Source organism: Vibrio sp. 10N.222.51.C5 (genome assembly GCF_041474575.1).
GTDB classification, from domain to species: Bacteria; Pseudomonadota; Gammaproteobacteria; order Enterobacterales; family Vibrionaceae; genus Vibrio; species Vibrio crassostreae_C.
Map to the genome: position 1 here is coordinate 15,364 of NZ_JBFRUJ010000061.1, position 12,899 is coordinate 28,262.

At 44.1% G+C, this 12,899-nt stretch carries 8 protein-coding genes; 4 read left to right on the forward strand and 4 right to left on the reverse strand.

Annotated elements, in window-relative coordinates; all coding sequences use genetic code 11:
- Window positions 1-7: 7 nt before the first annotated feature.
- Complete coding sequence (gene fruA, locus AB4558_RS18945) at window positions 8-1,768, forward strand: PTS fructose transporter subunit IIBC (protein ID WP_136982144.1); 1,761 nt, start codon at window positions 8-10, stop codon at window positions 1,766-1,768.
- A 165-nt stretch (window positions 1,769-1,933) separates the two neighbouring features.
- Here fruA and AB4558_RS18950 read toward each other — a convergent pair whose 3' ends face one another.
- The 3 genes from AB4558_RS18950 to yghU all read right to left on the reverse strand — a co-directional run bounded on the left by AB4558_RS18950 (window position 1,934) and on the right by yghU (window position 8,083).
- Window positions 1,934-2,257: a DOPA 4,5-dioxygenase family protein gene (locus AB4558_RS18950; protein ID WP_017060873.1), complete on the reverse strand. Its 324-nt coding sequence runs from the start codon at window positions 2,255-2,257 to the stop codon at window positions 1,934-1,936.
- A 204-nt stretch (window positions 2,258-2,461) separates the two neighbouring features.
- The gene (locus AB4558_RS18955; protein WP_372158998.1) at window positions 2,462-6,949 is read right to left on the reverse strand and encodes an SslE/AcfD family lipoprotein zinc metalloprotease; all 4,488 of its coding nucleotides are present in this window, start codon (window positions 6,947-6,949) and stop codon (window positions 2,462-2,464) included.
- Between the two features lie 276 nt (window positions 6,950-7,225).
- Window positions 7,226-8,083, reverse strand: a complete 858-nt coding sequence (yghU, locus tag AB4558_RS18960) for a glutathione-dependent disulfide-bond oxidoreductase (protein ID WP_372158999.1) — start codon at window positions 8,081-8,083, stop codon at window positions 7,226-7,228.
- A 284-nt stretch (window positions 8,084-8,367) separates the two neighbouring features.
- Here yghU and AB4558_RS18965 point away from each other — a divergent pair, with 284 nt between their 5' ends.
- Entirely contained in the window at window positions 8,368-8,712 is a 345-nt protein-coding gene (locus tag AB4558_RS18965; RefSeq protein WP_017060876.1) for a YajD family HNH nuclease, read from the forward strand.
- A 179-nt stretch (window positions 8,713-8,891) separates the two neighbouring features.
- Here the strand turns inward: AB4558_RS18965 and AB4558_RS18970 are convergent, their stop codons facing one another.
- A complete protein-coding gene (locus AB4558_RS18970; protein ID WP_017064770.1) occupies window positions 8,892-9,272 on the reverse strand; it encodes a hypothetical protein in 381 nt (126 codons plus the stop codon).
- A gap of 594 nt (window positions 9,273-9,866) precedes the next feature.
- Between AB4558_RS18970 and AB4558_RS18975 the strand changes: the two genes are divergently transcribed.
- Together AB4558_RS18975 and AB4558_RS18980 are read left to right on the forward strand one after the other, a co-directional pair.
- Window positions 9,867-11,105: an OFA family MFS transporter gene (locus AB4558_RS18975; RefSeq protein ID WP_017067032.1), complete on the forward strand. Its 1,239-nt coding sequence runs from the start codon at window positions 9,867-9,869 to the stop codon at window positions 11,103-11,105.
- Between the two features lie 57 nt (window positions 11,106-11,162).
- On the forward strand, window positions 11,163-12,827 hold the full coding sequence (locus AB4558_RS18980; protein ID WP_136977918.1) for a VRR-NUC domain-containing protein: 1,665 nt from the start codon (window positions 11,163-11,165) through the stop codon (window positions 12,825-12,827).
- Window positions 12,828-12,899: the final 72 nt, after the last annotated feature.

Here is a 12,899-nt window from a genome sequence, read left to right on the forward strand (position 1 = left end):
GTTTATTATGAATATTACCATTATCACAGCTTGCCCTAGTGGCGTAGCAAACAGCATCATCGCAGCAGGCTTGTTAGAGCAAGCGACAAAAGCACTGGGTTGGAACGCCGTTATTGAATGTCAATCAAGCGTGTTACCTGACTCAACTGTATCGCAAGACGCTATCGACAGCAGCGACGTTGTGGTTATCGCAGCCAACACCAACGTTGATAAAGCGCGCTTTGTCGGCAAGAAAGTGTACCAAGCAGCTATCTCGGAATGCACTGCGGATGCAAAAGCATTTCTAGAGAAAGCGGTAGTAGAAGCAACAGTACTAGACGCTTCTCAAGCTGAAAGCACTGTTGAAGTGACCGGTACCTCTCCAAACTCTTCTACAACAGCAAGCACAGGCAGCAAGAAGATCGTAGCGATTACCGCTTGCCCAACTGGTGTTGCACACACCTTTATGGCAGCTGAAGCGCTTGAAGCAGAAGGCAAACGCCTAGGTCACCAAATCAAAGTGGAAACTCGCGGCTCTGTAGGTGCGAAAAACCAACTGACAGACCAAGAAATCGCAGACGCTGATCTAGTTATCATCGCAGCAGACATCGACGTTCCTCTGGATCGTTTTAACGGCAAAGCGCTATACAAAACAACGACAAGCCCTGCTTTGAAGAAAACAAAGCAAGAGATGGAAAAAGCATTCGCAGAAGCTAAACCATACCAACACACAGCATCTTCAAATTCAGCGCCTGCTGACGAGAAGAAAGGCGTATACAAGCACCTAATGACAGGTGTATCGCACATGCTTCCAGTAGTGGTTGCGGGTGGTTTGATCATCGCACTCTCTTTCGTATTCGGTATCGAAGCGTTTAAAGAAGAAGGCACACTGGCTGCAGCACTGATGACTATCGGTGGTGGCTCCGCATTCGCACTGATGATTCCTGTTCTTGCTGGTTTCATTGCATTCTCAATTGCTGACCGTCCGGGTCTGGCTCCAGGTCTAATCGGCGGTATGCTGGCTAGCTCAACAGGCGCAGGCTTCCTAGGTGGTATCGCAGCGGGTTTCATTGCAGGTTACGCAGCGAAATTCATTGCCGACAAGGTTCAACTTCCACAATCCATGGAAGCCCTCAAGCCAATCTTGATCATTCCGTTTATCGCGAGTTTGTTCACTGGTCTTGTGATGGTTTACATCGTGGGTGGCCCTGTTTCTGGCGTGATGAGCGCGATGACAACTTTCCTAAACAACATGGGAACGTCTAATGCGATTCTTCTGGGTGTGATTCTAGGCGCAATGATGTGTTTCGACCTTGGTGGTCCGGTAAACAAAGCGGCTTACACATTCGGTGTTGGTCTACTGGCTTCGCAAACTTACGCACCAATGGCAGCTATCATGGCAGCAGGTATGGTTCCAGCTCTAGGTATGGGTCTTGCGACTTTCTTAGTGAAAGACAAGTTTGAAGCGGGCGAGCGTGAAGCGGGTAAAGCATCATTCGTTCTTGGCCTATGTTTCATCTCTGAAGGTGCGATTCCTTTCGCAGCGAAAGATCCAATGCGTGTTATCCCAGCTTGTATGGCAGGTGGCGCACTAACTGGTGCTCTATCAATGATGTTTGGTGCTCAGCTAATGGCTCCACACGGCGGTCTATTCGTACTACTGATTCCTGGCGCTATCTCTCCAGTTCTGATGTACCTAGTGGCGATTGCAGCGGGTACAGCAGTAACAGGTTTTGGTTACGCTGCTCTTAAAAAAATGAGCGACTCTAAAGTAACTGCAGAGGCTTAATCCCCCTACTCTGGTTAACGGTTCAGCCCGATAACCAGAGGCTCTTGATAACCGGTTTCTTGGTAAAACGGCTCCTTAAAACAAAGGCTCCTCATTTGAGGAGCCTTTTTATTGTTCATGTATTTTCCGGTCGGAATGAGTTAAGTGCAATATTGGTATATTTGATTAGCTAGTAAGCGTTTCTTCAAAGACACCCAATTCACGACCAAGCCAGATCGCTCGTACTGTGTGATCCAAAGTTTCTTCACCGCCAGTTACAGGGTGAATAAGCACCGACATATCACCGCGTTCTTGCTCAAGCCATTCAACAATGCCCGACTCTTTGTTCGCAAAGTGAATCTCAAACATTGGCATCTTATGTGGACCAACCAAACGCTGTATTAATGGGAAAACCTCTAATACATCTTTACGTTCCGCTAAAATTTTCTGACGCAGTGTTTCTGCTTGCTCTGCAAATCGCAGAGGGAAATAGATATGACCGTGGTACATGGCACCATCCTTTAGAATTATGATGCGAACATTTTAACCTGCTTTCTCTAGCAAGGACAGTCAACCAATGGCAGCCGAAGTATTAAACATCATGTAGAAGACTGATCTAGCTGAAATTTCTAGAGCATTCCAACAAAAACGCCACACGTAGTTTCAGTGTGGCGTTTGTTTTTAAGCTATAAAATGCTTTAGCAATAATTAGCGTTAGTAAATTGAATCAACATTCAAAGGACTGTTGTTTGGTTTCTCTAGTTTTAATTGTTCAACCGCACTAAGACCTTTAGAGCTAATTCCGCCACTATAAGACTTCGTGCCATCAGCATTAGTCATGGACGTTTCGCCCACGTTCCAAACTTCAAAGAAGTCACTTAAGTCATAGTTTGAAACATAAGAAGCGCACACCATCATTAGGTCTCCACCAGAAAGCCCAGTCTCGCTAGCACTACAATAGTTCGTATTCGAGTCGCCTTCTCTATCACCTCGAGCTTTACGGTGCATAAGTTTGAACATGTTCCAGCCTTCATCTTCACCATACACATCAGATTGGCTTGCGCCGCGTGTATACCAATCATCAATTGCAAAGTTCGATTTTGCCCAGATTTTTAGCTGACCAAACATAACTAATCGTAAACCTGCATCACCATGTGACCACGCATGTTCATTATTAAGCTCTAGCCATTTAGGTGCTTTCTTAATATCCGATTTAATACGATCCATTTCAGGGTTTGCATTGCGCCCCTCTAACTCCTGCATATACAACGCAAGAAGGTTATTGGTCACTTCTGTACTACCAGCCGCAAGGAAAGGAGCTGATGCTAAGTTGTGACCAACTTCATGCCACAACAACCAATCGTTCACAGGGTTGGTTGGAATGTATGTCCGATTTGCGTTAAAGCTTGAATTCATCACTGGGTAGCCAGAGTGAGCAGCGCCAATCGAAATCTGCACGTCATTCACAAAACGATGGCGGAACGCATTCAGTTCTGGATAAGTGAACCTACGGTGTAAACCAGTGCTTTGTTTCTCATCACGCCCGTAGAAGTCACTTGCCGCTTCAGCGAATCGATTCATATCTGTTGCGAATTGGTTCAAATCAGCGGATTCTAGATTCCTGATTGGTGTAGTGTAAATAAATGAACCCGTATCGATTTCTGCAATTGGTGCGTCTGCCGATTGAATAGTGTTAATCCACTGTCCCTCTTTCCACCAAGCCGCTTTTAACGCGCCATCAATGCTAAACGAGACTTCACCAAGCTCTTTTACTTTCGGTTGAATGTAAATAAGGCCACCATACGGAACCTTGAAAGTTAAGCTCGAACCATTGTAGTCAAAGCTGGTTTGCATACGTGGAGGGCGTTTCAAACTCGTTTCGTGATTCGGCTTACCTGTAAGATCATCCGCGATCATCACAGTAATCGTAGCTGCCACGCCATCTTGAATGGTTACTTCTTGTAATTGAGGTGCCCACAGACCTGTCGATTGATTGTTTCCTGCCGAATACGTCACCGCTTTACCGTTGGTCTGAACCATTACCGTACTTGACGAAGATGCCCCCGAAGTTCGACCCGGATACATTGTGGTATCAACAACGATTTCATGATCCCAGAATGAGCGCCCCAACATAATACGAGTCAGAGGTTTCTCCATGTAATTTAATGGATAGCTAGGATTCAACTGCCCAGATAACTCACCTTCGCCATGAATCATTCCATTAGCGACTAACGACGCTTTTAGGTCAACAGGACACTGTGCATCCATTGTGTCTGTTTGATGTAAGTCTTCGGTATAACAGTTAAGGAACTGAACAGCCTGCTTGAACCCCAACTCATCTTGTATTTCTGTTTCAAAATGGTATGCGTTGTCATTCCACATCCAAACAGACAGGTTATCAAACGCTTGATTCAATTCGCTGTTAGACAGACGCTTACCTTGAGTACCTTTTGTTCTATAGTAAATTTCATGCTCATAAAGCGCCGTAAAGTTAGTGCCCAAGTTCGCCGCTTTAACCATGCTACCAACAACAGCTTCACTTACTTCATAGCGATCAAAGTCTGCGCGATGATAAGCACCACGAACAGTAACACCGTCTCCAGAACGAGTCTCAATACAGTTAAATTCATATTCATAATCGTTTGTACAAAGATCAGTTCCAACAAATGCAGATTGCAGTTCTTTGATCGCCGCTTCACGCTCTTCTGCCGATTCAACAAAGATACGTGCGGATTTTTTCTCCATTACTGTTACACCAGACGCATCAAGCACTGGCTTCCCTTCAGCGTCTAACTTAGTAACCTCATAAGTCGGGATCTCAAACTTAATCTTGGACTCATCTTTGATCCACTCAACCGTACCATCTTGATTTACCGTGAATGGAGGCTCTCCTTGGTTATCTTGAAAACGCTCAAGAACCACCATTTCCTTTTGACTCTTCACGTGAAGATTAGGATAAGGTGCTTGGCAGTAATAAGAGCTACCGCAGAAAGCTTGGTTTGTCGGGGTAACGTTTTCACCACCAAGAGATACACCTACGGCATCTGCCAAGCGTCCAACAGGTTCAGGATTAGTCGTTTGAATCGCATCCATAAACAAGATATTGCCACCGTCATTAACATAGTTAATAAGAGCCGTAATATCGTCTTGGTTTAAGTTCGGGTTATCCAAGTCAGCAACAAACTGGTTAGTCATGCCATCTTGAACCAACTTAGGTGGGTATGCCTGAAGGATCAAAATCGGCGTATTACTCGCATCCAAATCATCAAAGTCACCTGAACCACGCTTTTCTACTGACGCAAAACCATACTGAGGACTAACAAAAAACGTGTACTGCTTACCCATTGTGGAGTGGTGATAAGCCGAATAGGCTTGGTCAATATTGGTCACTGCATTCATCCCAGCAATAGGCAAACCATTATTGAACCACTCAAACAAGTTCGAGAAAAACAACCTCATGCTGCCTTGGTCATCATGTAGTAGGTTTTCAAACGTCGAAACAGTGCACTGTTGTTTGTTGCTGTCGATATGTAATGTGCGATTAGCCCAATAATTCTCTGGGCATGACAGAATACTTGGATATAAGCCATTGCCCATGAACACGACCTTACCTTTGCCTATCTCGCCTGCAGTAACGAATGGGAAACCATAAGTCGCGTTGTCTTCAGAGACTAAAGGAATCGGAGGCATCGAGATGCTTGGGTGTTGTGCGATGTAAGGCTTACCTTCACGAGTCCAAGCCTGTTGCTCACCAAAGTAAAGCTCACGGTTTTTATCAGTTCTTGGCATCACCACAGGGAATGCTCTGTTCGATATGTTCAGAGCTCGCATACCACGGGTATACCCCGTCGCACCGTAAAAGCTACCATTGTCATTGAAGACATGGAATTTGGTGACGTTGTGGAAGATTTGCTGCAGAGACTCTGTTACATACTGACCAGAATTCATAGATAAAACGGCAGGTTGACGAACATAATCCATAAACTGAGGCGTTTGGCGCAGCTGCTCATCAATGACTGCCGTTAACCCTTGGCTAAACTGACCAACAAACTCATTAGGAAGTTCGAAGTCTGTACCCTCTATCAGCCCCCCATTTGGCAGAGTTAGGTTGATCAACTCATTTATAACGTTAGGGTAATTTGAAAAGGTATCTTGGACTTCTTCAGATATCTCATAATAACTTACATGATCAACCGCATAGCGCTCTAGTAATGACTGGATATTCGCTTTCTCAACCACATTATTGGTCACATCAGACAATTTATAAGCAACCTGATTACCCGTAATGGAGCCAAACTCAAACGTATCAATACCAAAAACGATTCTGTCGCCCCACAGGTACTCAAAGACTCCCTCTTCATCCGTCACGCCCGTCGCGTTAGCCGAAAAGAAACTGATCCCAGAAATCGGCGTACCATTAGCGTCTGTAAGCTTACTGCGAGTTAACACCTTACCTTCAACACTTGGCTTATAAGCATAGGTAGACTCTGCGTCTGCAGAAACAAAACCAGCGTTAAGGTTATTGTCCGCATTAGGGTCAACCGCAGGAACAACAGTTGTGTCTACGTGTGAACTAGGAGCCTTACCTACTTCATCTGTAGACTCCTCTTCTTTCGATGAAAAGTACGCATCGACAGCATCTTGATCATCAAGCTGCGAGAACACATCCTCAATATCAAAAGCATCCAGCTCTTTTAGACAGATAGCACTTTCAGTCTCACAAACATCAATTGATTCGAGTACCTTGGTAACGTTGTCTCCATGTAATTCTGTCAACTCAAATGCCGCATGAAGCGCATCATTTGAAATCGTGCTTTCTGTGACTTCGGGGAAAGGAGCCGTGAAATCACCTAAAGTAAGGTGACCCAAGGTACAACTAAAACTCACGCCTTGTTTTACACTGAACGTTCCGTTTTCAAGATGAATGCCGTCACAGTACACATCTCCAGAAACAAACGCCCCGCTCGACAACAGTGAACCGATGTAAGTTGTTGGGGGAATAATATCTGTTGGTGGAATAATGTCAGTCGGCGGAAGAATATCCGTTGGTGGAACAATATCTGTCGGAGGAAGAATGTCCGTTGGTGGTACAATATCTGTTGGAGGAGCCGTATCAGGGCCACCACTATAGCTTAGTGAATCGTGATTACACCCGGAAAGAGCCGTGGATATGATAGCCAACGCAATTAAGTTTTTTTTCATTGAGCGAAGTTAGTCGTAATTTAAAGTGGACCGTTATCTTATAGATTTACTCCACCTCGATGACTATTGTTTTTTGTCTTAACCACAAAGACCATTACTCATAAGCGATTGAATAAGAAAAACAAAATGATAATTGAGACTCTCATTCCAATTACAAAACCTCTCCCTACCTTAAAACGGAAAAACGCCATATCTCGATTGAGATATGGCGTTTCAATTAGCCATTAACATTAAGACCGATAGGGTATATCTGCCAAAAACACGTTCAAAAAAGAACTAAGGCTTAAGCTTTAAAACTCGGTCAATGTCTTCTGCAGAATGGCGCTCTGGTACTTGCTCCCACTCTTCGCCAAATGAACGATTAACCACTCGGCCGCGTTGGAAACCTTCACGCGCTTCTAGTTGCTTCGCCCAGCGCACAACGTTGGTGTATGACTCAACTTGTAGAAACTCGGCCGCATCGTAAATTTTGCCTAGCACAAGGTTGCCATACCAAGGCCAAATCGCGATATCAGCGATGCTTAACTCGTCACCCGCCACAAATGTGTTATTTGCGAGCTGTTTGTCTAACACATCTAGTTGACGCTTAGCTTCCATTGCGAAGCGGTTAATTGGGTACTCTTGCTTTTCATCCGCGTAAGCGTAGAAGTGGCCGAAACCACCGCCTAGGAATGGTGCCGAGCCTTGTGCCCAGAACAACCAGTTAATGGTTTGCGTTCTTGCTGCCCCTTCTTTTGGTAAGAAGTGACCAAATTTTTCTGCTAGATGCATCAAGATAGATGCCGATTCGAATACATTCACGTCTTCGTCACCAGACTTGTCGACAAGTGCTGGTATTTTGGAGTTTGGATTCACGCCAACAAAGCCAGAAGAGAACTGATCAGCCTGACCGATGTTGATCAAGTACGCATCATATTCAGCTTCTTTAACACCCGCCGCTAACAACTCTTCCAGCAAGATAGTGACTTTTTGACCGTTAGGTGTGCCAAGAGAATACAATTGAAAAGCATGGTCACCAACAGGAAGCTCTTTATCAAAGCGAGCTCCAGATTCAGGACTATTGATGTTTGCCCACTTGTTACCACCAGCAGTATCGTTAACCCAAACTTTTGGCGGAGTGTATTGTTCTGACATGATATTTCCTTATTAATATAGGGTCTCACAAACTGATATTAGGTCACATGCCTGCGGTTAAAACCCCTGAATACGATTTATTTTCAAACTGTTAAGCATGGCTTATTCCAGAAAGACATAACCCGCTTAAGCGTTAGTGTGTAGAAGGTAAGTCTGTATTCAAACTTCAATCTAATATCGATAAGTCCACTGCATCATTTAGCAATGATTTTACGAACGACATACCGACAGCTTCAAGAAAGCTGTGATAAAATCAGGATATTACAATTGATAAGGATTTGGCAATGTCTTCTGATTTCACAGGTTCGAGTGCAGCGTATGCTCGCCAAGAGAAAGGCTACCGCGAAAAAGCACTAAAACTGTACCCTTGGGTTTGTGGTAAATGTGCGCGCGAATTTGTTTACTCAAACCTCCGAGAGCTTACCGTTCACCACGTGGATCACGACCATACAAACAACCCTGAAGATGGCAGCAACTGGGAGCTACTGTGCCTGTACTGTCACGATCATGAGCATTCAAAATACACTGACCATGAGCGTTATGGTGTGGATGCAAAAGCGAGTTTAGATGATCATCAGTCAGCGACACACAACCCGTTCGCCGATCTCGCTAAGATGATGAAGAAATAACACACCTTCAGAGTAGTCTTTGGTAGATGGTAACTGCTAGATAATAGATACATAACAAGTAACCCCAGTATGTCACCATACTGGGTTTCTTTTATCTGCCGTCATAACCAAATAATAGAGTTCAGGTAGGCAGGATCAAAAAAGCCTTCCGAAGAAGGCTTTTTAAGAATCAAATCGAATTATGCTGCCGCTTGCTTGCGAGACTCTTCTACCTTCTTAGCGCGTTGTTTTAGCGTCAATTTATCGCGGTATGCAAACCAAACGTAAGACACAACCACTAAGAAGAACAGGTATGACAATGAGAAAATGAACGGCGATTGAATGATATCGTTCGAGATACCCCAAGAAACACCGATAACAGTCACTGCAATTTTCGCAAAAAAGCCACACATCAATAGCACTAATGCCAACTGTGGGAAACGCGTACTGCGGAATGCAAGCCAGTAGCAACTACCAACTGCTAGAGCCGCAACATAGAAGCCGAATAGGAAAGAGTGAATATGGTCAGCTGCCGCTACACCACCAGAAATTGACATCAATAAAATTAAAAACAGTTTCATAATACTCGCCTCACCATAAGTTGGAAACGCATCCTTTCAAATTTGGAATCTCAGTTTGCATACTATTTTCCCACTTTTTACGGACAACACAACCCCTCCAATCGAACAAAATGTAAGCAAAAGTACTAACAAAAATCACCCTTAACAATTGCTTAACATTCTGTTTTTAATAAAACTCCGTTACTCCTTGTCTCATATGAACAAAGCGCTGTTACGATTTATTTTGTTACACAAATTTAACCTTGGAAATTAATTAAAATTATTTGTAACTCTGTGATATCCGCACGCAATACGCGTCTATTCAAAAACCATCACCTCAAAATCCCTGAAATAATAAGAAGACAGAGCGAAAAAGAACAAAATAGAGAGGTGTTAAAAACATTTCAAAAACCAATGAAAAACAACTTATTAACAAATTGAATTTAATTTACCAAAAATGGAAAAAGAGATTCCAATCACATTTTAATTGGTTATAATCCGCGCTCTTTTGCGCTATCTGTTGATAAACGCAAACTAATTTTGAAGAAACAATCACAATAACCCGTCTTTAGTTAAGTGGCTCTCCACTAACCGATGACAAAACTGAGAATAAAAATGAGCAAGATTGATAAAGCAACACGTATCCTGCTAGCAGGCTTCTGTATCAACCTTTGTCTTGGCATCCTGTATGCTTGGAGTGTATTTAACAAAGCGCTAGTAACTGAAGCTGGTTGGAGTGCTGCTGAAGCATCTTCACCTTACGCTATTGCAACTATCACATTCTCTGTTTGTCTTCTTGTTGCGGGCATCCTACAAGACCGTATGGGTCCACGTAAGATCCTTATCCTAGGTACAGCGCTTACAGGCCTAGGTATGATTGCTTCTGGTTTCGCTACAACGCCTATGATGCTGAACATCACGTTCGGTATTATAACAGGTGCAGGTATCGGCTTCGGTTACGCATGTCTGTCTCCATCAGCAATGAAGTGGTTCCACTCTTCTAAGAAAGGTATGGTTAACGGTCTTATCGCAGCAGGCTTCGGTCTTGCGGCTATTTACCTAGCACCAGTAACTTCTGCGCTAATCGACAGCATGGGTATCCAAACTAGCTTTATGATTCTTGGTGTTGGTGTACTTGCAATCGCAGTACCTCTAGCAGCAACAATCAACAACCCACCAGCGGATTACACGCCAGCTGAGCCTAAAGTAAAAGCAGGCCAAGCTCCTAAAGCGGTTAAGAAGACTGAAGACCTAACTTGGAAAGTAATGCTGAAGACTCCTCAGTTCTACTCTCTATGGATCATGTACGCATTCGCTGCATCTGTTGGTCTAATGATCATCGGTAACATCACTACAATTGCTAGCGTTCAAGCTAACCTGCCAAACGCAGTTTACCTAGCGTCTATCCTTGCAGTATTCAACTCAGGCGGCCGTGTTGCTGCGGGTATGCTTGCAGATAAAATCGGTGGCGTACGTACTCTACTTCTAGCGTTCATCCTCCAAGGCGCGAACATGGCTCTATTCGCTACGTTCAACTCTGAATTCACGCTAATCATTGGTACGGCTATCGCAGCGGTTGGTTACGGTACGCTTCTAGCAGTATTCCCAACACTAACTGCTGAGTTCTACGGCCTGAAAAACTACGGTACTAACTACGGCGTGCTTTACACGGCATGGGGTATCGGCGGCGCTATCGGTGCAGCAGTTGTTGGCTTCTCAATGTCAAACGGCGAAGGTTACGGCCTAGCTTACACAATCTCTGCAGTTATGATGGCAGTGTGTATTGTTCTAGCAATCATCACTAAACCAATCTCTGAAGCTAAAGTTGCTGAACTAAAAGCATCACAAGCTTAATCAACAGAAAAGATTGAATTTGTTACTGAAGAGCTTAACCTTAGGGTTAGGCTCTTTTTGTATCAAGCGACTTCTCCATTGACGACCGAAACCACTCTTCAGCTCTCCCCCACTTATTATCTCGACAACTTCAATCGACTGGTTGAACACGCTCAAACGCTCTACCCCGATCTTCTGAGTGATGATGAATGTCGTTGGTTGTCCGCATACAAACGTCTTTCTGTTTCAAGCCAATGCCTAATGGTTCGTTTGCTTTCTCGTAAAGGCCGTTGGTTTCGCAGCGATAAACTCAACTATGTTGAGATCCCAGATCTAAAGACCGAACTGCAAGAGCTAAACAGCTCAGGCTTCATTGGGTTGAGTCATCCCGAAGAACAGCATGACCTCGCCATTAGTGAGGTCGAGCTCGGGTTGCACTTGCTCACCAAACCAGAGCTGTTGAGTGTATTCCCCGCCCTTAAGAGCCATAGAAATGCCAAGAAAGACGAGCTGTTGTTACGGCTTGATCAGCAACCTTTTGATCAATTTCAAAACCTCTCTTTCGACTGTATTTACGTCATCGAATCTCAAGTGATTGATGTATTACTGTTGCTGTTCTTTGCCAACACCTATCAAGACTTAAGTCAGTTCGTGTTAAGCGACCTTGGGCTAAACACCTTTGAGAACTACCCATTAAGCAAGCAACGCCGCTTCTTCACCTCTAGGGATCAGCTCAATCAATTAATCCAGATGCGCGATATTCAACGCTTGTATTCAGAAGGTGACCGCAAAGATGGCGAGTTTCTGGAACTGATTTTAAATGCGATTCCTGAAGAATCAGAACACAGAAGTATTGCCAGAAAACGATCGCGTTTGATCAATGATGTTGCTCGCGATCTTGAAAGGCTTAATCTAAACGACCAAGCAATCTTTTGGTTCAGACAATCTACACTTCCTCCGAGCAGAGAACGACTTGCACGCATCTATGATAAGCAAGGTACGCTAGACTTAATGTGTGACATTGTCACGCAAATGAAAGCTACTCCATCGGATGTGTCAGAGTTGGAAATCGCTATTAAGCTTGAAGACCGGCTGCTACGGAAACAGGGGCACAAAGTTTCACGAACCATAAAGCCGAGCTGCAAAGAGTTAAAACTGGAATTAGACCTCAGCCAAACTCGAGTCGAGCTTGCGGTAAAGCAGCATTTTGAGAACCAAGGTTGGGACGTCTACTTTTCAGAAAACAGTTTTCTGTGTGGCTTGTTTGGTTTGGCTTTCTGGGATGTCATTTTCGCAGACGTTGAAGGCGCCTTTATCAATCGTTACCAACATCGACCATTGGATCTGTACCATTCAGATTTCGTAGACAAGCGAGCCGAACAGATTGAAGCCGTGTTTCAGACGATATCCAAACATGGGCTGAACCATTTTCTTGATACTTACGATGAAAAGCAAGGTATCGCGAACCCCTTTGTTCATTGGAATTATTTTCCTAAAGCACTCATCGAACACGGCATGGCTTCAATTCCAAATGCCTTGGTTGTAGACCTCTTCAAAGTGATATTGAGTGACTTAAAGCTATTTAGAACTGGGATGCCAGATTTGATTGCGTTCAAGGGCGATGAGTTTCATTGGATTGAAGTCAAAGGCCCTGGCGATAAACTGCAAGACAACCAGTGGCGCTGGATCAAAGAGTTTGAGCGATTGTCTGTCCCCTTCTCTGTTTGTTACGTCAATCAATGAGTCTTAACTCTTAACTCTTAACTCTTAACTCTTAACTGCTAGCTTTTAGCTCTTGGGACTTAAATCTAGCTA